The sequence below is a fragment of the Streptomyces sp. TLI_55 genome (genome assembly GCF_900206255.1).
GTDB classification, from domain to species: domain Bacteria; phylum Actinomycetota; class Actinomycetes; order Streptomycetales; family Streptomycetaceae; genus Streptomyces; species Streptomyces aquilus.
Window position 1 is genome coordinate 7,663,150 of record NZ_OAOJ01000001.1, and the last position, 20,548, is coordinate 7,683,697.

Sequence of the window (20,548 nt, forward strand, 5' to 3'; positions counted from 1 at the left end):
AGTGAGATGACGTCACATCAGGCACCCGCCACGTCGACGAAGATGGGGTTCGAATAGAACCACGTGTCCGCCCACGGGTCACCGTCCCCGGGGGTGTGCGGGATCGGGCCGTTGGGGTCGACGGCGGCGCCGAGGTAACCCGCACCATGGCGGTTGCCGTCGCTGCCGCGCAGCCGGACGTAGAAGGACTCGTCCCCCGCGGTCAGCGGGATGCGCAGGGTGTACGTCCCCTTCCGGCCGCTCACGTCCTTCGTCTGCACGACCTTGGTGTCGGGGGCCCGCCAGGAGTCCCGGTCGGTCACCGGGCCGCGCACCGCGCCCCGGATCACGTCCACGTGCGCCAACTCCGGCAGGATTCCCTGGGGGTTGGGGCGGGACGCGGTCGTGACCGTCACGTACAGGCTGATCTTCTCGCCCTTGCGGACGCGCAGCCGGCCGCCGAGTGTGACGCCCCGGCCCGCGTCGCAGTCCCGCTTCAGGCGGACGTCGAGGCCGTCGAGGAGATGGCCGTGGTCCAGCCAGACGCGGCCCGCGCGCAGGCCCGCCATCACCGCGCGGTAGCCGTAGCGGGTGACGCCGACGTGGGTGCGGCTGAACTCGCCGGGCCAGAAGTCGCTGCCGGGCTGCGGGGTGTCGGTGTTCACCGGGTCGGGGAGCTTGCCGGTGTTGTCGAAGTTCTGGCCGGCGGGCCAGTCACCGTTCTTCCAGGTGTCGAAGACCGTGCGGTGGTTGTCGGAGTTGGTGGTGATCGTGAAGAGGCGGCCCTCCGCGAGCAGCGCGTCCCACAGGCCGCCCACGGTCGCCGTCGCCCAGTCGAAACCGCCGTAGGTGAGGTAGGCGTCCGCCGGGTAGCCCGCCCAGGACTGGGCGCTCGGCTTGTTCTCGTACTCGCCGCGGATCGAGTTCGCGCCGCGCCAGCCGGGGATCGCCGCGCCCTGGGCGCCGGGCGCGCCCTCCATGCCGATCATGATCTCGGGGGCCGCGTCCCGCCAGTTGCGCATCTCGTGCGGGGAGTCGATGCCGAGGCGCAGCGGGTGGTTGGCGAGGACGAGGACGTCGTCGACGTAGCCCGAATCGCGCTGCTCCGCCAGCCACTTGATCGCCTTGACGGCGTGCGCCTCGTTGCGGGCGGTGTCCGCGCCGGACGCGGAGCCGTCGGTGTAGCCGAGCAGCTTGCCGTCGTAGGCGAGCTCGAACTGGGTGAGCAGATCGGTCTCGTGCGGGCCGGGCGCGGCGAAGATCGTGCAGTGCTCGGCGGCCGGGATGTACCACTCCAGGCCCTGGAAGATCAGCTGCCGCGGGTTCTCCGCACGGGCCTTGACGATCTCGGCGTGCTCCAGCTTGGCCCCGTAGTTGGCGTGGCCGAAGTTGGAGTGCTCGTTGAACACCATCCAGTCGAGGCCGTACTTGGCGGCGGCCTGCGCCTGCTGGGAGAACGTGTACTTGGCGTCGTGGCTGTACACGGAGTGGACGTGATGGTCGCCGACGAGGTAGGCGAGATGCGGGTCGTGGCCGCCGAGGCGCTGCTCGGCGGCTGCGGCGGGCGTGGCGGGTACGGCCGCCCCGCCGAGGGCGAAGGCGGCGCCGAACAGGCCCGCGCGGCGCAGGAGTCCGCGTCTGGACAGGCCCTGCGGGTCGAGTTCGGCGGGGGAGACGGACGGGTCGGCCCAGGAGGGCAGCTGCTGCTCGGTCATGGTGATCCTCGGCAGTTCAGTGGTTCATGAAGGACGTGACGGGCAGTGCCCGTTCGACGATGCGGACGTCGCCGAGGCGGCCGTGCAGGATCTGGTCGATCTTCCCGCCGTACTCGTAGCCGCCCAGGAGCCAGGGCAGGCCCACGGAGGTGATGCCGATCGCGGCGGCTTTCGGATTGCGGACGACCGGGCAGCCCTCGACGTAGAGGGTGGTGTGCCGGCCGTCGTTGACGACGGCGAGGTGCCACCAGGTCTCCAGCGGCGTCTCCTGGCCCCAGTTGGTGGCGATGACCTCCTGGTTCAGCGGGCGCATCGCCCACTGCGGCTCACGGTCGTTGGAGAGGGACAGCGTGGCCAGCGGCTCGTCGGGGTCGTCGCCGGTCTTGCCGGCGGCGCCGCCCGTACCGGTACGGCTGACGATGCCGGACCAGGCGTGGTGGTCGGGGTCCCAGTCGGCGGGGAGGCGGTAGAACGCCTCGATGGTGTAACCCGCCTTGAACGTCGCCGAGTTGAGCGGAGCGCCGTCGACGGTGCGCAGATACGCGCCCTTCAGTGGGGACTTGTACCCCTGGAACTCCAGGCTGCCGTGGCCGGGTTGATCGGGATGGTGGTCGGCGGACCAGCCGAGGGTGCCGCCGCCGACCGTGACGAGACCGAGGTCGTTGCCGCGCCCGGACAGGTCACGGACCTTGTCCGTCACCGCGCTGTCGAACCGCCAGTAGGCCACCGTCCCCGGTATCAGCATCCGCGACACCGGCCGGGCCGGACGGGCGGGCACCGGGGCGAAGCCGGAGAAACGGTCGGCGAAGTCGATCTCGACCGTGAACCGGTCGGCGTCACCGCTGAGTTCGATCTCCTGCCGCTCCAGCTCGTTGAGCCCCTTCCCGGCCCGGCCCAGGATCCACGGCGACACGGTCTCGACGTCGATGACGCCCCGGTCCAGGTCGAAACGGTAGAGCCGGATCATCGCGGCGCCGCCGAAGTAGCGGTTCTGATAGTTCGTCAGATGGAGGTGGACGTCATGTCCCGCCGCGTTCTTGCGCGTCGCGCGGGCGGCGGGCCAGTAGTGGCCGTTGAGGGTGAGGAAGATCTGGTCGTGGTCCGCGACCAGCCGGTCCCACAGCTGCTGCCCGTAGGCGGACAGGGTGTCGTCCTCGACGACCAGCTCGTGCGTGGTGAGGATGACCGGCGTCTTCGGGTGGGCGGCGAGGACTTCCTTCGCCCATGCGTACCCCTTGTCCGACAGCCGCCAGTCCAGCGCCAGCACCATCCACTCCCGGCCCGCGGCCCGGAAGAGGTGGAAGGTGTTGTAGCCGTCGGGGGAGGCACCGCCGAAGGTCTTGTGACCCTTGAACCGGTCCGGGCCGAAGGCGTCCAGATACGGCGTCGCCCCGCGCTGGTCGGTGGTCGACGACTTCACGTCGTGGTTGCCGGCGAGGACGCTGTAGCCGACCCCGCGCCGGTCGAGCAGCCTGAACGCCTCGCTGATCGCGGCGACTTCGGCACTCGCCCCGTTCTGGGTGAGATCGCCGAGGTGGGACAGGAAGACGATGTTCTCTTTCTTGCCGTGCTCCAGCAGATAGCGCAGGGATGCCTCGACGGGAGCCTTGTCGATGCTCGGTCCGTCGAAGAGGTACTGCGTGTCCGGCATCACGGCGAGCGTGAAGCGGCGGCTGTCGGTGTCGGGTCGCCAGTGCGACGCGGAGGGGGCGGCCTCGGCCGCGGTCGGCAGCGCGACCCCGGCCGTGGCGGCGGCGCCGAGCAGCGCGGTGGCCCGCAGGAAGCTGCGCCGTCCGGCGCCCGCCTGGGCATGCTCGGCCCCGTGTTCAGGCAAAGTGCACACGTGTGCTCCGTAAGAAGGGAAAGGCCCAAGGAGGGGAGAAAAAGGAGGGGAGGAGAAGGGGGGAGAAACAGGAGGAGTTCAGAGCGCGCGCAGGGTCCAGCTCCAGCGGTGGACTCCCGGTGCGACGAGATAGGACGGGAAGGTGTCGGGGCCGCACGACGCCGTGCCGAGCCCCCGGTGCGCCGCGTCGATGTGCACCACGCACCCGGGACGCGGCACCAGCTGGTCGTGATGGGCCACCGCACTCAGATCGGCGGCCCGGTAACGCGTCACCGACACCTGCCGCGGCTCGTCGAGCGCGACCGCGAGCCCGGTGGCGTCCGGCGCCGACAGCCTGAAGTGCCGTACGCCGTTGCGGCCGCCGCTCTCCTGGGGCCGCAGGTAGGGGGTGAACAGCTCGTCCACCGGCACAGAGTGGTGGCCGACGGGCGCGGTACGGCGGTCGGGGTACGACTCCCACGGCCCGGGCCCGTACCACTCCATCAGGTCGAGCCCCGGCACCGTCTCGAACACGGAGCCCACCCGCGCCACATCGGCGAGCGCGTCCGGCAGTTCGGCCGACTCCTCGATCCGCACCCCGCCCTCGACCGGCGTGAACACCTGCACATGCCGTACGACACCGACCTCGGCGGCGTACTCGGCCAGCACGGTGACCTGGTCCCCGTCCCGGCGTACGTCGACGACCTTGCGGACGAGGGCGTCCAGCCCCCAGGACCGCCAGCGCAGCGCCATGCCGCCCAGTTCGTCGTTGTCGGTGGGCGCCCGCCACAGGGAGAGCGCGGGGGCGGCGGTGAGGAGGGGGTGGACGAGCAGACCGTCGGCGTCCACGTCGACGAGTGCCGTGGGGAAACGGTTCGCCCAACCCTCAGGCAGTACACCCGCCTCCCGCAACCGCACCTGCGGCAGGCACACCACCGTCCCCGCAGGCGCCCACGCCTCCTCCCGCGCGGTGGTGATCCGCAGCGTCAGCCACGCCTCCCCACCGTCCGCCGGCAGCGCGAAGGGCAGCGGCACGGCCGCGGTCTGCCCGGGCCGCAGGTCGGGCAGCTCGGCCGGCGCCGTCAGCACCCGGCCGTCCGCCAAGGACAGCTCCCACTCGCCGGACAGCCAGTCCAGACCCCGGAAGTTCTGATGGTTGCCGAGCACGATGCCCTCGTGCCGGTAGGCCTCGATCCGTACCGGTGCCGCGATCTCGCGGTGTTCGTACATCACCGGCTTGGGCGTGCGGTCCGGGAACACCACGCCGTCCGCGATGAACGCGCCGTCATGGTCGCGTTCGCCGAAGTCGCCGCCGTACGCCCAGCGGTACCCGGGCACGGCGACACCGTTGTCATAGAGCCCGGCGCCCCCACGCCCGACCGGTCTTCCGTCGCTCACGCGCTGAAGGATTCCGTGGTCCCAGAACTCCCAGATGAACCCGCCCTGAAGACCCGGGGTGGACTCGATGGCGGCCCAATGGTCGGCCAGCGTGCCGTTGCTGTTGCCCATGGCGTGCGAGTACTCGCACTGGATGAGCGGCTTGGTCTGCTCGCCGGACAGCGCGTGCGCCACACAGTCCTCCAGCGGCGCGTACATGGGGCAGGCGATGTCGGAGGCGTCGCCGGCCGCCGCCCAGTCCAGCTTGGCCGCGCCCTCGTACTGGATGGGCCGCGTCGGATCGTGCCGGCGTACCCAGCCGGCCGCCGCGTCGTGGTTGGCGCCGTAGTCGGACTCGTTGCCGAGGGACCAGATGATCACCGAGGGGTGGTTCTTGTCGCGCAGCACCATCCGCGAGACGCGGTCGACGAAGGCGTTCAGATAGCGCGGGTCGTCGGCGATCTCGTGGGCGTGGTCGTGGGACTCGATGTCGGCCTCGTCGACGACGTAGAAGCCGAGCTCGTCGGCCAGGTCGTACAGGCCGGGGTCGTTCGGGTAGTGGGCGGTGCGGATCGCGTTGAAGCCGAAGCGCTTCAGCAGGACCAGGTCCGCGCGCATGTCGTCGTACGACACCGTCCGCCCGGTCAGCGGGTGGAAGTCGTGGCGGTTGACGCCCCGGATGTAGACCCGCTCGCCGTTGACGAGGAGGTCCCGGCCGGCGATCTCGACGTCACGGAAGCCGATCCGGTGGTACGACGTGTCGGCGACCGTGCCGTCCGCACGGTGCAGTCGGACGGTCAGGCCGTACAGCTCGGGCGTCTCGGCGTTCCAGCTGCGGACCTCGGGGACGACCGTCTGCATCCGCGCCTCGCCGAGGAAGTCGGAGACGCGGTCGTCCTCGGTGTTCAGACGGTCGAACTCGGTGTCCTGCGTCAGCGGGAGGCCGTCGAGGTCTCCGCTGACGTACCAGCCCTCGGGCAGCGCCCCGCCCGCGTCCCGCACCCGGCAGTCGACGCGCAGCTCGCCGCTGTACGCGGCCCGCACGGTCACGTCCGCGAGATGCAGCGGGTCCGTGGCGTACAGCAGGACCGAGCGGGTGATGCCGCCGTGCCACCACTGGTCCTGGTCCTCGATGTGCGAGGCGTCGGACCACTTGACGACCGTGAGGCGCAACAAGCTCGACGAACCGGGCGCGACCACGCCCGTCAGGTCGAACTCGGCCGCCAGGTGGGAGTCCTTGGAGAGGCCGACCGGCCGCCCGTCCACGTGCACGAGCAGCACGCTCTCGGCGGCCCCGACCTGGAGGACGATCCGGCGTCCGGCCCAGTCGGCGGGGACGGCCACCTCACGCTCGTGGACGCCCGTCGGGTTCTCCGCGGGCGTCGACGGCGGGAACTGCGCGAACGGCATCCTGACGTTCAGGTACTGCGGCAGGTCGTCCGTGCCCTGCATCGTCCAGACGCCGGGGACGTGGGCCGGCGACCAGGAACCGCCGACCGGCGCGTCCGGACCGGGCAGCAACTGGAAACGCCAGTCGCCGTCCAGGGGGAGTGATCCGGAGCGCCGGTCGACGGCGTTCATGGGGAGCCGCCCCCAGGAGGTCACCTCGGGTGCCTCCCAGGGGCGCAGTGCGATGAGCGGGTCGAGCGGATCGCGGTTCATCCGCGGACGGCTCCCTTCGCGAGGTCGCCGATGATCTGCTTGGCGCCGACCGCGAACACGATCAGCAGCGGGATGAGGGCGAGCAGCGCGCCCGTCATCACGATGCCGTAGTCCGTGGTGCCGTGGGTGCCGTTGAGCTGGGACAGGGCGACCTGAAGTGTGACGTTGTCGGGGTTGGTGAGGGCGATCAGGGGCCAGGCGAAGTCGTTCCACTGGCCCATGAAGGTGAAGATGCCGAGGAAGGCGAGACCGGGGCGGACCACCGGGAGCGCCACGTGCCAGTACTGCCGCAGGAAGTTCGCGCCGTCGAGCTTGGAGGCGTCGAGGAGCTCGTCGTGGATGGCCGACTTCATGTACTGGCGCATCCAGAAGATGCCGAACGCGTTGGCCGCGGCCGGCACGATCAGCGCGGTCATCGAGCCGATCCAGCCGATCTTCGCCATGATCACGAACTGCGGGATGACGGACAGCTGCGCCGGCACCATGAAGATGACCATCAGCAGCCCGAACAGCACGTTCTTGCCGGGGAACTCGAACTTGGCGAAGACGAAGGCCGCGAGCGAGTCGAAGAGCAGGACCAGGAAGGTCACCGACACCGCGACGATCAGCGAGTTCCACATCGACCCGAAGAAGTCGACGGCGTCGAAGAGATGGCGGACGTTCTCCAGGAAGTGCGTGCCCGGCAGCAGCTTGGGCGGGTAGGAGAAGATCTCCGTCGAGCTGTGCGTCGACATGATCACGGCCCAGTAGAACGGGAAGGCCGAGATGATCGTGCCGAGGATCAGCGGGAGGTGCAGCGCGATCCCTCTGCGGCGAGAGCCCTTGATGGAAGCCATGATGCGCGCGCCTTCCTAGTCGCCCCGGCGCTGCACGAGGCGCCAGTTGATGATCGAGAAGAGGACGACGACGAGGAAGATGCCCCACGCCACGGCGGCGCCGTACCCGAAGTCGTTGTTGTCGAAGGTCTGCTGGAAGAAGTAGAGGACCATCGTCTGGCCGGAGTGGCCCGGACCGCCCGCGAACGTGGAGTCGTTGGACGAGGTCTGGAGCAGCACCTGTGGTTCGGAGAAGCTCTGCAATCCGGTGACCGTCGAGACGACCAGGACGAAGAGCAGGGTCGGCCGCAGCAGCGGCAGCGTGATCCGGAAGAAGGTCTGGATCGGCCCGGCGCCGTCCATGCGCGCGGCCTCGTACAGGTCGCTCGGGATGGTCTGGAGGCCGGCGAGGAAGATGATCGCGTTGTAGCCGGTCCACTGCCAGGTCATCAGCGCGGCGATGGTGACCTTGATGCCCCACGGCGTGTTCAGCCAGGCCACCTGGTCGAGTCCGACGCCGTGCAGCACGGCGTTCACGACGCCGTTGTTGGTGGAGAAGATCGAGCCGAAGACGATCGCGACGGCGACGACCGAGGTGACGTTCGGCAGGAAGTACGCCACGCGGTACAGGCCCTTGAACCGGACAGCGGAGTTGAGCATCACGGCCGTGACCATCGCCAGGAAGATCATGGGGAAGGTGGCCAGCGCCCAGATGATGATCGTGTTGCCGATCGAGTTCCAGAAGTCGCTGTCGCTCAGCAGGTACTGGTACTGCGAGAGCCCGGCCCACTCCATCGAGCCGAGGCCGTCCCAGCGGTGGAAGGACAGGTAGAGCGAGAAGCCGACCGGGAACAGGCCGAAGGCGAGGAAGATCAGGTAGAAGGGCGAGATGGCGGCGTAGAGATGCCAGTACTTGCGGAAGCCGCTTCTGGGCTTGGTCGTTGACGGTTGCGCCACGGCCGGCGGGGTCTGTTCGAGGACGGCCATCAGTAGCTCACCCCCAGGTGCTTCGCGATGCGACGGCACTTGCTCATGGCGTCACCCCAGGCCTTCTTCGGGTCCTTGCCGAGGACGCCGACGTTCTTGATCTCGTCCTTGATGGGCTGCCCGAGGGCGACGTCGAACGGGCTGTTGTAGGCGACCGCGATCTTCTGTGCGGCCGGTCCGAACACGTCGGTGGTGACCTGGCCGCCGAAGAACTCGTCCGGCTCCTGCATCTGCTTGAGGTCGTAGGAAGCGGGCGTGGAGGGGAAGAGGCCCGCGTCGACGTAACCCTGTGCCTGGTTGGGCGCGTTGAGCATCCAGGTGATGATCTGGAAGGCCTGCTCGGGCTCCCGGCACTCCTTGGTGATCGACAGGAACGAGCCGCCGCTGTTGGCGGGCCGCACCGGCATCTGCGCGACGCGCCACCTGCCTTTGGTCTTCGGGACGCCGTTCTTGATGTCGAAGGAGGCCCAGGAGGCGTTGAGTTGGCTCGGCAGCTTGCCGTCCTGGATGGCGGACAGCTGGTCCGGGGTGCCGCTGACCAGGTCGGAGACGATCTTCCGCCGCTTGGCCTCGACGGCCAACGCCCAGGCCCGGCGCACGTGCTCCTGGTCGCCGATGAAGTGGCGGTCCTTGTCGACGTACCGCTTGGAACCCTGCTCCACGACGTTCCCGAAGACGGAGCTGACGTCGGTGAGGAGCATGGTCCCCGGGATCCGCTTCTTCAGCTGCTCACCCGCGGCGAAGAAGGCCTCCCAGGTGTTCAGCTCCTTGGACACGTCGGCCGGTTCGTACGGCAGCCCGGCCCTGCGGAAGACCTCGTACTGGTAGTAGTGCGCGACCGGCCCGCAGTCGATCGGGAAGCCGACCATCGTGCCGTCGTCGGCGATGCCCTGGTCCCACTTCCAGGACAGGTACTGGTCCTTGTACTTCTCCGCGCCCAGCGTCCGCAGATCGATGAACTGGTCCGCGTTGGGGAGGTACGCGGCCATGTCCTCGCCCTTGAGCCCCGCGATGTCGGGGATGTGGGCGCGGCCCGTGATGGTGGTGATGAGCTTGGAGCGGTACTGGCCGCCGATCTGGATGGCGTCCAGGCTCACCGAGCGGTCGTAGCGGGACTTGGCGTTCTTCACGACGGTGTCGCTCAGACCGCCGCTCCAGTACCACAGGACCATGTTCCGGCCGGTCGAGCCGGTCGGAACGGCACAGCCGGACGCCAGGCCGCCGAGCGCCGTGGCGGCCGTACCGGCCAGGCCCGCGCGGAGCAGGCCTCTTCGTGAGAGCCGCACAGCTCCCACCGCCTTTCGGATCTTTTCGGGACTTCGCGGGGAAGGGGGAAGGGGCGTGGGGGAGTCAGGTCTGCCGTGCGGGTGGGGTCACGGGGGCGTACGCGACGGGCGGCCCGGGATCGTCCGGGAGCCGGTCCGTCAGGAAGCCGTACGCCGACTTCAGGTCGGGGTCGGTCAGGGAGCGCCACCAGCGGTCGACGCCGTACCAGCCGGGAGCCGCCAGCGCGCCACCGGGCCGCTGGACGGAGAGCCCGGCGGCGAGGACGGCGAACCGCAGCCGCTCCTCCAGCGGCCAGCCGCCGAGCGAGGCGGCGACGAAACTCGCGCCGAACACGTCGCCGGCGCCGGTCGCGTCGAGGACATCGATGTCGAGGGCCGGGACGTCCGCGTACTCGCCGGTCGTCTGGTCGACCGCGACGGCCCCCTCACCGCCGCGCGTGACCACCGCCACCGGCACCAGCTCGGAGAGCGTGCCGAGGGCGGCCCGTGCGCTGTCGGTGCGGGTGTAGGCCATGGCCTCGGACTCGTTGGGGAGGAAGGCGTGGCACAGCTTGAGCTGGTCCAGGAGGTCGGTGGACCACTGCTGGGTGGGGTCCCAGCCGACGTCCGCGTAGACGTGGGTGCCGTTCGCGGCGGCCCGGGCGATCCACTCGCGGGGCTCGGCCTCCAGGTGGACGAGGGCGGTACGCGCCTCGGGCGGGTCGCCCATCAGCGCGTCCTGCGAGAAGGGCGGCTCGGAGCCGTGGGTGACGAGGGCCCGGTCGTGGCCCTGGGCCAGCGAGACGGTGACGGGGGTGGGCCAGCCGTCCGCGGTGCGGGAGAGCGCGAGGTCGACGTCCTCCTGGTCGCACAGCGCGTCCCGGCAGTACTCGCCGTAGAAGTCGTCGCCGAAGACCGTGGCCAGCGAGGTGCGCAGACCGAAGCGGGAGGCGGCCACCGCGAGGTTCGCGATGCCGCCGGGGCCGCAGCCCATGCCGCCGGTCCAGATCTCCTCGCCCGGCGTCGGCGGCTTTCCGAGCCCCGTGAGGACGAGGTCGTAGAAGAGCAGCCCGGTCAGGAGTACGTCGGGCATGTCGTCGTCCACACTCGGCACCTCTCGTCGGTCGCGGCAGCGGGCTCGTCAAAACTCGTCAATTTCGATGACCGGAATCGTGCGCCGCTCCGCACGATTGGTCAATACCCGAGCAGAACTGAGCATGGAAATGATTGAAGATGACGAGTACTGTTCACGGCATGCTGGCGGAACGACGACATCAACTCATCCTGCGGGCCCTGCGCTCGGGCGGCCCCGCGGCTGTGACCGACCTCTCCGAGCAGCTCGGTGTGAGCCCCGCCACCATCCGGCGTGACCTGGTCAAACTGGAGGAGGACGGGCTGCTCACCCGGGTCCACGGCGGTGCCCGTGCCGAGGAGGGCGACCAGCCCTTCGCCGAGGTCGCCGAGGTCAGGGTGGCCGAGAAGGACGCCATAGCCGCTCACGCGGCGGCGATGGTGAAGGACGGCCAGTCGGTCCTCCTCGACATCGGCACCACCGCCTACCGTCTCGCCCGCCAGCTGCACGGCCGCCGCCTCACGGTGATCACCAGCAACCTGGTGGTCTACGAGGAGCTCGCCGACGACGAGGGCATCGAGCTGGTCCTGCTCGGCGGCATGGTCCGCCGCGAGTACCGCTCCCTGGTCGGCTTCCTCACCGAGGACAACCTGCGCCAGCTGCACGCCGACTGGCTCTTCCTCGGCACCAGTGGAGTGCGCCCGGGTGGGCAGGTGATGGACACGACGGTCGTCGAGGTGCCGGTCAAGCGCGCCATGATCAAGGCGAGCGACAAGGTGGTGCTGCTCGCCGACGCGGCGAAGTTCCCGGGTACGGGGATGGCGAAGGTCTGCGGTCCCGAGGACCTGGACGTGGTGGTGACGAACGCGCCGGCGGACCCGGCGACGCGGGCCTCCCTGGAGGAGGCCGGCGTCGAGGTGATGCTGGCAGGAAAGGCGCAAGCGTGAAGCTGACGATTCTGGGCGGCGGCGGGTTCCGGGTGCCGCTCGTGTACGGGGCGCTGCTGGGCGACCGCGGCGAGGGGCGGGTGACCGAGGTCGTCCTGCACGACCTCGACGCCGGCCGGCTCACCGCGGTCACCCGGGTGCTCGCCGAGCAGGCCGCGGCAGTCCCGGACGCCCCCGTGGTGACCGCCACGACCGACCTCGACGAGGCCCTGCGCGGCGCCGACTTCGTCTTCTCGGCGATCCGGGTGGGCGGCCTCGAAGGCCGCGCCAATGACGAACGGGTGGCCCTCGCCGAGGGCGTCCTGGGCCAGGAGACGGTCGGCGCGGGCGGCATCGCCTACGGCCTGCGCACGGTCCCGGTCGCCGTCGACATCGCCCGGCGGGTGGCCCGCCTCGCCCCCGACGCCTGGGTCATCAACTTCACCAACCCGGCGGGACTGGTCACCGAGGCCATGTCCCGCCACCTCGGCGACCGCGTCATCGGCATCTGCGACTCGCCGGTCGGCCTCGGCCGCCGTATCGCGCGCGTGCTCGGCGCGAACCCGCGCGAGGCCTGGATCGACTACGTCGGCCTCAACCACCTCGGCTGGGTCCGCGGCCTGCGCGTCGCGGGCCGCGACGAGCTCCCGCGGCTGCTCGCCGACCCGGAGCTGCTCGGCTCCTTCGAGGAGGGCAAGCTCTTCGGCGTCGACTGGCTCCAGTCCCTGGGCGCGATCCCCAACGAATACCTGCACTACTACTACTTCAACCGCGAGGCCGTCCGCGCCTACCAGCAGGCCGAGAAGACCCGCGGCGCCTTCCTCCACGACCAGCAGGCCCGCTTCTACGACGAGGTCGGCGCCCCCGGTGCGAAGGCCCTGGACGTCTGGGACCGCACCCGCGCCGAGCGCGAGGCCACCTACATGTCCGAGAACCGAGAGACCGCCGGCGCCGGCGAGCGCGACGCCGACGACCTGTCCGGCGGCTACGAGAAGGTCGCCCTCGCCCTGATGCGGGCCATCGCCCGCGACGAGCGCACCACCCTGATCCTGAACGTCCGGAACCGGAGCACCCTCTCGGTGCTCGACAACGATGCCGTGATCGAGGTCCCGTGCCTCGTGGACGCCAACGGCGCCCACCCGGTCACCGTGGCCCCGCTGCCCGACCACGCCACCGGCCTGGTCTGCGCGGTCAAGGCGGTCGAGCGCGAGGTGCTCGCCGCGGCCGAGTCGGGCTCCCGCGAGACCGCCGTGAAGGCCTTCGCGCTGCATCCGCTCGTGGACTCCGTGAACGTCGCCCGGCGGCTGGTGGAGGGCTATCGCGAGGTCCATCCTGGCCTGGCGTACCTTAGGTGACCACCTGCTGGTAAGCGCTTTCCGCACTCCTTTCAGACCGCTCCCTCCTGGAGACTCCTCATGCACGACGAACGCCGACGGATCGAGGAGCGCGTAGAGCGCCTCCACACCCAGCGCATCAAGCCCGCGATCTACGCGGCCACCGTTCCCTTCGACGTCGAGGCGTGGCAGGCGCCCGGGGAGCCGGTCTCCTTCGAGGAGGCCGCCGCCGCCCGCTACGAGCCCTTCGCCATGAACACCCCCTGGGGCCCGCCGTGGGGCACCACCTGGTTCCGGATGCGCGGTGAGGTGCCCGCCGCGTTCGCCGGGCGGCGCGTCGAGGCGGTCATCGACCTCGGCTTCACCGGCGACTGGCCCGGCAACCAGGCCGAGGCCCTCGTCCACCTCCCCGACGGGCGTCCCCTGAAGGCGGTCAACCCGCTCAACCAGTACGTCCCGATCGCCAACCCGGCCACCGGCGGCGAGCGGATCGACTACCTGGTCGAGGCCGCCTCCAACCCCGACATCCTGGCGAACAACTTCTCCGAGCCCACGCTGCTCGGCGACGTCCTGACGGCGGGCGACAAGCCGCTCTACACCTTCCGGCGCGCCGAGATCGCAGTCCTCGACGAGGAGGTCTGGCACCTCGACCTGGACATCCAGGTGCTGCTCGGCGTGATGACCCACCTCGGCGACCACGAGCCGCGCCGCCACGAGATCATGCACGCCCTCGACCGGGCCATGGACGCCCTCGACCTCGACGACGTCTCCGGCAGCGCACCGGCCGTGCGCGAGATCCTCGCCCCGGTCCTGGCCAAGCCCGCCCACGCCAGCGCCCACGTCGTCTCCGGCGTCGGCCACGCCCACATCGACTCGGCCTGGCTGTGGCCCATCCGCGAGACCAAGCGCAAGACGTCCCGCACCTTCTCGAACGTCACCTCGCTCGCCGACGAGTACGACGACTTCATCTTCGCCTGCTCCCAGGCCCAGCAGTACGAGTGGGTCCGCGACAACTACCCGCACGTCTGGGCCCGTATCCAGGAGTCCGTGAAGAAGGGCCAGTGGGCGCCGGTCGGCGGCATGTGGGTCGAGTCCGACGGCAACCTGCCCGGCGGCGAGGCCATCGCCCGCCAGCTCATCCACGGCAAGCGGTTCTTCATCGAGCACTTCGGCGTCGAGACCAAGGGCGTCTGGCTGCCGGACTCCTTCGGCTACAACGCCGCCTACCCGCAGCTCGCCAAGCTCGCCGGCAACGAGTGGTTCCTCACCCAGAAGATCTCCTGGAACCAGACCAACAAGTTCCCCCACCACACCTTCTGGTGGGAGGGCATCGACGGCACCCGCATCTTCACCCACTTCCCGCCCGTCGACACCTACAACGCCCGCTTCTCCGGCGAGGAGATGGACCGAGCGGTCCGCAACTACGCCGAGAAGGGCGCCGGTACGCGCTCGCTGGCCCCCTTCGGCTGGGGCGACGGCGGTGGCGGCCCCACCCGCGAGATCATGGAACGCGCGCGCAGGCTCGCCGACCTGGAGGGCTCCCCGAAGGTCGTCGTCGAACACCCCGACGAGTTCTTCGCCAAGGCCCGCGCCGAGTACGAGGACGCCCCCGTCTGGCACGGCGAGCTCTACCTCGAACTCCACCGCGCCACCTACACCTCGCAGGCCCGCACCAAGCAGGGCAACCGACGCAGCGAACACAAGCTGCGCGAGGCCGAGTTGTGGGCGACGACGGCCGCACTGCACGCGCCGGACTACGCCTACCCGTACGACAAGCTCGACCGGCTGTGGAAGACGGTCCTGCTCCACCAGTTCCACGACATCCTGCCGGGCTCCTCGATCGCCTGGGTGCACCGCGAGGCGGAGGCCGAATACGCCCGCGTCGCCGAGGAGTTGGAGGCGCTGACGGCGGAGGCGGTCGCGGCCCTGGGCGGCGGCAGCGCGCGGGTCTTCAACACCAGCCCCTACGACCGCGCCGAGGTGATCCGCACAGCTGAGGGCTCCCTGGCGTATGTGTCGGTGCCCGCGAACGGCAGCGCCGCTCTGGCAGCATCCGAGCCCGCCCAGCCGGTGACGGTCGAGGGCCGGGTCCTCGACAACGGCCTGGTGCGGGTGGAGGTCGCGGAGGACGGCACGCTGTCGTCCGTCTACGACCTGCGGGCCCAGCGCGAAGTCCTCGCGGAGGCGGGCAACTTGCTGCGCCTGCACACCGACCTCCCGAACTACTGGGACGCCTGGGACATCGACAAGCACTACCGCAACCGGTACACGGACCTGCTGGAGGGGGCGTCGGTCGAGGTCGTCGAGGCGGACCCGCTGCGCGCCGCCGTCCGCGTCACGCGCGACTTCGGCAAGGGCTCGAAGCTCGTCCAGACCATCACCCTGCGCGCCGGCAGCCCCCGCATCGACTTCGAGACCGAGATCGACTGGCACGAGGCCGAGAAGATCCTCAAGGCGGGCTTCCCGGTGGACGTCCGCGCCGCGCACTCCTCCGCCGAGATCCAGTTCGGCCACATCCAGCGCCCCACCCACACCAACACCAGCTGGGAGGCGGCCCGCTTCGAGGTCTCCGGCCACCGCTGGGTGCATGTCGGTGAGCCCGGCTACGGCGTCGCCGTCCTCAACGACTCGACGTACGGCCACGACGTCACCCGCACGGTCCGCGAGGACGGCGGTACGACGACCAAGGTCAGCCTCAGCCTGGTCCGCGCCCCGCGGATCCCGGACCCGGAGGCCGACCAGGGCAAGCACCGCTTCACCTACGCGCTGCTGCCCGGCGCGAGCATCGAGGACGCCGTCGCCGAGGGCTATGCCCTCAACCTCCCGCTCCGGGTGGCGGACGCGGAGGGCGCGCCCGAGCCGGTCGTCTCGGTCGACGGTGACGGCATCACCGTGGAGGCGGTCAAGCTCGCCGACGACGGGTCCGGTGACGTGGTGGTGCGGCTGTACGAGTCGCGGGGCGGCCGTGCGCGGGGTCTGCTGCGGACCGGCTTCCCGCTCACGGGCGCTGACGTCACCGACCTGCTGGAGCGCCCGCTGGAGACCGCGGACGTCACGGACGGCGCCGTCTCCGTCGCGCTGCGGCCCTTCCAGATCCTGACGCTCCGGCTGCGGAGGGGGTGAACCATGCCGATGCAACCGTGGTTCACCGACGCCAAGTTGGGGATCTTCGTCCACTGGGGCATCTACGCCGTCGACGGCGTCCAGGAGTCCTGGTCGTTCTACGACGACATCGTGCCGCACGACCGGTACATGTCCCAGCTGGAGCGCTTCACCGGCGCCAAGTACGACCCCCGTGCCTGGGCCGACCTGTTCGCCCGCGCGGGCGCCAAGTACGCCGTGCTGACGACCCGTCACCACGACGGAGTGGCCCTGTGGGACACGCAGTTCGGCGACCTGAACCTGGGCAAGGACTACGTCGGCCCCTACGCCGAGGCCCTGCGCGAGAAGGACCTCAAGGTCGGCTTCTACTACTCCCACTCCGACTGGAACCACCCGGACTATGCCTCCACGCGCAAGCCCGGCCGCCCGCCGGAGCAGGAGGACAACCGCTACTCCGAGGTGGCCGCCGAGGACGAGGACCTGGAGGCCTGGGAGCGTTTCATCGCCTACCGCGACGGCCAGATCCGCGAACTGGCCTCCCGCTACCGGCCGGACCTGATGTGGTTCGACGGCGAGTGGGACCGCAGCGAGGAGCAGTGGCGCATCCCCGAACTGGCCGCGCTCATACGGTCGTACGTGCCGGACGTCGTGTTCAACGCCCGCATGCTCAGCGAGGGAGACTACGCCACCCCCGAACAGGGTGCGCCCATCGAACCGCCGGACGGGCCCTGGGAGTTGTGCCTCACCATCAACGACTCGTGGGGCTACCAGCACGCCGACCACAACCACAAGTCGCTGAGCCAGCTCATCCGCTACTTCACCGAGACCATCGGGGGCGGCGGCAACCTGCTGCTCGACGTCGGCCCCATGGAGGACGGCACCATCCCGCAGCCGCAGGTGGAGCGGCTGGAGGGGCTGGGGGAGTGGATCCGCAAGCACGCGGAGGCGGTCTACGGGACCGTGCGCGGCCTGCCCGCCGGGCACCACTACGGTCCCAGCACCCTCTCCGCCGACCGCCGCACGCTCTACCTCACCCTGTTCGACATCCCGCGCGCCGAGATCGGCGTCCGAGGCCTGGCGACGGCGGTCCGGAAGGTCACCGTGCTCGGCACCGGCACCGAGCTCGGCCACCGGGTCGTCGGCGGGCTGCACGAGGCGGTCGGCGTGCTGTGGATCGACCCGCCGGCGCTGATCGACCTCGACCCGCATGCGACGGTGCTGGCGGTGGAGCTGGACGGGGAGCTGGAGCTGTACCGGGGGTCAGGCCGCTTCTGAAACGGCCCCTGGTCACGGCCCTGTTCCGGGCGGCCGTGACCAGGGGCGTCCTTCGGCGTGGCTCAGCCGGTGAAACCGGCCGTGATCGAGGTGAACTGCCAGTTGTTCTGGCTGATGCCGGAGCAGTTGCTCACCACGCCGCCACCCGCGCACGGCCGGTCGCGGTTGACCGACCAGAACGCCAGCCGGGCGATGTGGTGGGAGTTGGCCCAGTCACGGATCTGCGTCCAGATGGCGGGGCTGGTCAGCTCCTGCTGGTCGCTGAGCCCGTTCATGCCGGAGATGCCGATGTGGGCGTAGGCGGTCGCGTCGTCCCAGCCGAAGGTGGACTTCAGCTTGGCCTTCAGACCCTCCGTCGCGTTCACGGTGTTGCCGTACATGTCGGAGCCGCCGCCGAAGTCGAACGGCATGATGGTGAAGACGTCGATGTCGGCGCCGATGGACTTGGCCTGCTCGATCAGCCGGTTGCCGTAGTAGGTCGGGCCGGTCGTCGAGGTGCCGAAGGTGACGATGGTCTTCAGGCCGGGGTTGTTGGCCTTGACCGTCTTCAGCGCGGTGAGGATCCTCGCCTGCACGGCCTCGTTCTCGAACTCGTCCGTGTTCTCGATGTCCATGTCGATCGCCTTGAGCGAGTAGGCGTCGATCACCTTCTGCAGCGCGGCGGCGAGCGCACTGGCGGAGGAGCAGTTGGCGCCGAGCTTGCTGCCCTGCCAGCCGCCGAACGAGGGCACGATGTCCCCGCCCGCCGAGCGGATCTGGTTGATGACCGTCTGGTCGACCCCGCCGGTCAACGGCCGGTTGCTGTCCCACATGGGGTTGCAGCCGCCGCCGTCCAGCATGAACGCCATCGTGAACCACTTGATACCGGTCGAGCTCATCACCGTCGACACGCTCGGCGGATCGCCCCAGCCCTCGTACAGATAGGGCGCGGCCTGCTTGAACCCGGTACCGCCCCCGCCGCCCGCGTCGGTCGTGACGCTCACGGCGTTGGAGGCCGCCGAGGTGTTCCCGGCCGCGTCCCGGGCCTTCACGGTGAAGGTGTAGGCGGTGCTGGCCGAAAGCCCGCTCACGGTGGCCGTCGTACCGGAGACGCTCAGCACCTGGTTCGAGCCGCTGTAGATGTCGTACGCCGTGACGCCGACGTTGTCCGTCGAGGCGTTCCAGGCCAGCGACACGGTCGAGGAGGTCTTGCCGGTGGACCGCAGACTGGTCGGCGCGGTCGGCGCCTGTGTGTCCGAACCGCCGCCGCCACCGGGCCCGTCGAGGCTGATGTCGTCGGCGTAGTAGGTGCCCTGCGCGTACCAGCCGTGGGTGTAGATCGTGGCGCTGGTCTGCGAGGCACCGGTGGTGAAGTTGACGCTGAGCTGGGCGTACGCCGACGGCGACGTCGTCCAGGTGGAGGCGCCGCCGTCCACCCCGAGGTAGACGTAGCTGCCGCGCACCCAGCCGCTCAGCGTGTACGCCGTGTTCGGCTTCACGGCGACGGTCTGGCTGCACTTGGCGTTGTCACTCGAACTCACCGCCCCCGCAAGGGCCTTGGAGCCACTGTGCACGGGGGAGGAGACGACCGAGCCGAGGTTCCCGGTACAGGACCAGGGCGAGAGACTCCCCGACTCGAAGCCGGGGTTGGTCAGGATGTTCGCCGCCTGAGCGGTGCCGGGCAGCGCGACGGCTCCGGTGAGCGCGAGCCCGGCGGTGGCGAGAAGGGCGAGGAGACGACGTCTGGGACGTCGGGCTTTGTTGCGCACGCGATCTCCCTGAAGGAATGGGGGTGTTCGGGAGTGCAGGGGGTGCGCAACAAAGTTGGTATGGACCAATAGGCCTGTCAAGGAGATTGACGGAATTGGTCCATACCGGTGTGGGTGAGGCTCCTAAGGGGCGCGGGGAACTGCGCGACCAGCCACAGCGAACCCGCACCCGGCAACGAACCCTAAAGCGGCAGGACAGAAGCCGCAGCCTCCACCACAACGGGCTCAGTCACCACAGGCGCCGGCACGGCAGGCAACGGCTCGGACGCCTCACGCTGCTGCGGCAGCGACACCGCCCGAAGCGGCCGCGGCCCCGACACCACCGTGTAGTCCTGCCCCAGGAACGGCGGCACCATCTCCCCCGGGTCCTCACCCAGCGCCAACTGCACAGCGGCCCAGGGCGCGTTGACCCCGCACAGCGACAGCTGGTGCAAACCCCCAGCTGGACGCGTGTTGACGTCCATGAGAACAGGCCGGTCGCCGAACATCCGGAACTGGATGTTGGACAGGTAGTGCAGCCCGAACCCCTCCGCGATCAGCCGCGCCGGCTCCAGCCACTGCTCGTGCAGCGTGAACCCGCGCCGCCGCCCGTTCTTCGTACGGCCCACGGCCAGCCGAATCCGGTTGTCGGGCCCCGTGAGGCAGTCCACCGACACCTCCGGCTGCTCGAGGCGTGGCATCACGAGCCAGTCCACCGCCTCGTCGGCCTGCCGCAGCGCCTCGACGACCACGTCCAGCGGGACGTACGGGCTGGGGAAGCCGTTGAGGTGGACGAGCGAGAAGGGGGCGCGCGTGATCACACGGAAGCCCACCCCGCCCGCACCGGACGCCGGCTTGAAGCACGCCCTGTGGCCGCCCGCCTCCAACTCCTCGACCGCCGCGACGAGTTCGTCGGCGGACCGGACCCGGAACCACGGCGGCACCGGGACCCCGATCGCCTGCACGGCCTCGTAGGCGATCACCTTGTCCTCGAAGACGGCCACGGCCTCCGGCGGCGGCGCCAGCAGCGCCGTCCCGACCGCCTCGAACTCGGCCCGGTGCGCCACGATCGCCGACTGGTGCAGCCGGGGCACGAACACGTCGATGCCGCGGCGCTGGCACTGGTCGAGCGCGTACTCCACGTACCCGGCCGGGGACAGGCCTTCCGGCTCCAGGTCCGCCGTGTCGGCGGCTGCCAGTACGGGGGAGTCCGCGTCGCCGTGCGTGGCATGGATCTCGACGGCGCGATCGCTGGGATTTTTCCGCAGCTGATCCATGAAGAACACGTTCTCCGCGTACGTGCGGTTGAGCCAGACGCGTACGCGAGAGATCATGCAGGCCGCCTTTCGGGGTTTTCGGGCACAGCGAAGCAGGCCGGGCCCGGCCAGGGTGGTTTTTAGGGACACCAAACCGCCCTGTAAGAAGGGAAGTTCATGGCGGTGGTGTTGGGGCGATCATACGGCCTGCCGGGGCCCCCGCGTGCAACGTGC

Annotated in this window: 13 protein-coding genes; 4 read left to right on the plus strand and 9 right to left on the minus strand. The window is 70.0% G+C overall.

Translation table 11 applies throughout. From position 1 onward, the window contains the following. Window positions 1-17 precede the first annotated feature (17 nt). From CRP56_RS35050 to CRP56_RS35080, 7 genes are all read right to left on the minus strand, one after another. The gene (locus tag CRP56_RS35050) at window positions 18-1,694 is read right to left on the minus strand and encodes a PHP domain-containing protein (protein WP_097270897.1); all 1,677 of its coding nucleotides are present in this window, start codon (window positions 1,692-1,694) and stop codon (window positions 18-20) included. A 16-nt stretch (window positions 1,695-1,710) separates the two neighbouring features. After that, window positions 1,711-3,537, minus strand: coding sequence for a LamG-like jellyroll fold domain-containing protein (locus CRP56_RS35055; RefSeq protein WP_097270899.1), 1,827 nt, complete (start codon window positions 3,535-3,537; stop codon window positions 1,711-1,713). Between the two features lie 78 nt (window positions 3,538-3,615). Beyond that, entirely contained in the window at window positions 3,616-6,555 is a 2,940-nt protein-coding gene (locus tag CRP56_RS35060; protein ID WP_097270902.1) for a glycoside hydrolase family 2 TIM barrel-domain containing protein, read from the minus strand. Further along, a complete protein-coding gene (locus CRP56_RS35065) occupies window positions 6,552-7,391 on the minus strand; it encodes a carbohydrate ABC transporter permease (protein WP_097270904.1) in 840 nt (279 codons plus the stop codon). Before CRP56_RS35065 ends, CRP56_RS35060 begins: the two co-directional genes overlap by 4 nt. Window positions 7,392-7,406: 15 nt before the next feature. Further along, window positions 7,407-8,357: a carbohydrate ABC transporter permease gene (locus CRP56_RS35070; RefSeq protein WP_097270906.1), complete on the minus strand. Its 951-nt coding sequence runs from the start codon at window positions 8,355-8,357 to the stop codon at window positions 7,407-7,409. Beyond that, window positions 8,357-9,643, minus strand: a complete 1,287-nt coding sequence (locus CRP56_RS35075) for an ABC transporter substrate-binding protein (RefSeq protein WP_097270908.1) — start codon at window positions 9,641-9,643, stop codon at window positions 8,357-8,359. The genes CRP56_RS35070 and CRP56_RS35075 overlap by 1 nt, the downstream gene beginning before the upstream one ends. A 64-nt stretch (window positions 9,644-9,707) precedes the next feature. Continuing rightward, window positions 9,708-10,727 carry a carbohydrate kinase family protein gene (locus CRP56_RS35080; protein ID WP_097270909.1) on the minus strand — a complete coding sequence of 340 codons (1,020 nt, stop codon included), beginning with the start codon at window positions 10,725-10,727 and terminating at the stop codon, window positions 9,708-9,710. Window positions 10,728-10,876: 149 nt separating this feature from the next. On the opposite strand from CRP56_RS35080, the gene CRP56_RS35085 reads away from it, so the two are divergent. The 4 genes from CRP56_RS35085 to CRP56_RS35100 are packed head-to-tail and all read left to right on the plus strand — an operon-like array spanning window position 10,877 to window position 17,331. After that, window positions 10,877-11,641: a DeoR/GlpR family DNA-binding transcription regulator gene (locus tag CRP56_RS35085; protein ID WP_097270911.1), complete on the plus strand. Its 765-nt coding sequence runs from the start codon at window positions 10,877-10,879 to the stop codon at window positions 11,639-11,641. Beyond that, the gene (locus CRP56_RS35090; RefSeq protein WP_097270913.1) at window positions 11,638-12,975 is read left to right on the plus strand and encodes a 6-phospho-beta-glucosidase; all 1,338 of its coding nucleotides are present in this window, start codon (window positions 11,638-11,640) and stop codon (window positions 12,973-12,975) included. Before CRP56_RS35085 ends, CRP56_RS35090 begins: the two co-directional genes overlap by 4 nt. A gap of 60 nt (window positions 12,976-13,035) precedes the next feature. After that, complete coding sequence (locus tag CRP56_RS35095; RefSeq protein ID WP_097270915.1) at window positions 13,036-16,077, plus strand: alpha-mannosidase; 3,042 nt, start codon at window positions 13,036-13,038, stop codon at window positions 16,075-16,077. Window positions 16,078-16,080: 3 nt separating this feature from the next. Continuing rightward, window positions 16,081-17,331: an alpha-L-fucosidase gene (locus CRP56_RS35100; protein WP_097270917.1), complete on the plus strand. Its 1,251-nt coding sequence runs from the start codon at window positions 16,081-16,083 to the stop codon at window positions 17,329-17,331. Window positions 17,332-17,393: 62 nt separating this feature from the next. Here CRP56_RS35100 and CRP56_RS35105 read toward each other — a convergent pair whose 3' ends face one another. Further along, window positions 17,394-19,079 carry a carbohydrate binding domain-containing protein gene (locus tag CRP56_RS35105; protein WP_097270919.1) on the minus strand — a complete coding sequence of 562 codons (1,686 nt, stop codon included), beginning with the start codon at window positions 19,077-19,079 and terminating at the stop codon, window positions 17,394-17,396. A gap of 182 nt (window positions 19,080-19,261) precedes the next feature. Next, a complete protein-coding gene (locus CRP56_RS35110) occupies window positions 19,262-20,392 on the minus strand; it encodes an ATP-grasp domain-containing protein (protein ID WP_097270922.1) in 1,131 nt (376 codons plus the stop codon). Window positions 20,393-20,548 lie beyond the last annotated feature (156 nt).

Coding starts and splice junctions, on each gene's coding strand:
- CRP56_RS35050 (WP_097270897.1), bottom strand. CDS start 1,694: ATGACCGAGCAGCAGCTGCCCTCCTGGGCCGACCCGTCCGTCTCCCCC.
- CRP56_RS35060 (WP_097270902.1), bottom strand. CDS start 6,555: ATGAACCGCGATCCGCTCGACCCGCTCATCGCACTGCGCCCCTGGGAG.
- CRP56_RS35065 (WP_097270904.1), bottom strand. CDS start 7,391: ATGGCTTCCATCAAGGGCTCTCGCCGCAGAGGGATCGCGCTGCACCTC.
- CRP56_RS35070 (WP_097270906.1), bottom strand. CDS start 8,357: ATGGCCGTCCTCGAACAGACCCCGCCGGCCGTGGCGCAACCGTCAACG.
- CRP56_RS35085 (WP_097270911.1), top strand. CDS start 10,877: ATGCTGGCGGAACGACGACATCAACTCATCCTGCGGGCCCTGCGCTCG.
- CRP56_RS35095 (WP_097270915.1), top strand. CDS start 13,036: ATGCACGACGAACGCCGACGGATCGAGGAGCGCGTAGAGCGCCTCCAC.
- CRP56_RS35100 (WP_097270917.1), top strand. CDS start 16,081: ATGCCGATGCAACCGTGGTTCACCGACGCCAAGTTGGGGATCTTCGTC.
- CRP56_RS35110 (WP_097270922.1), bottom strand. CDS start 20,392: ATGATCTCTCGCGTACGCGTCTGGCTCAACCGCACGTACGCGGAGAAC.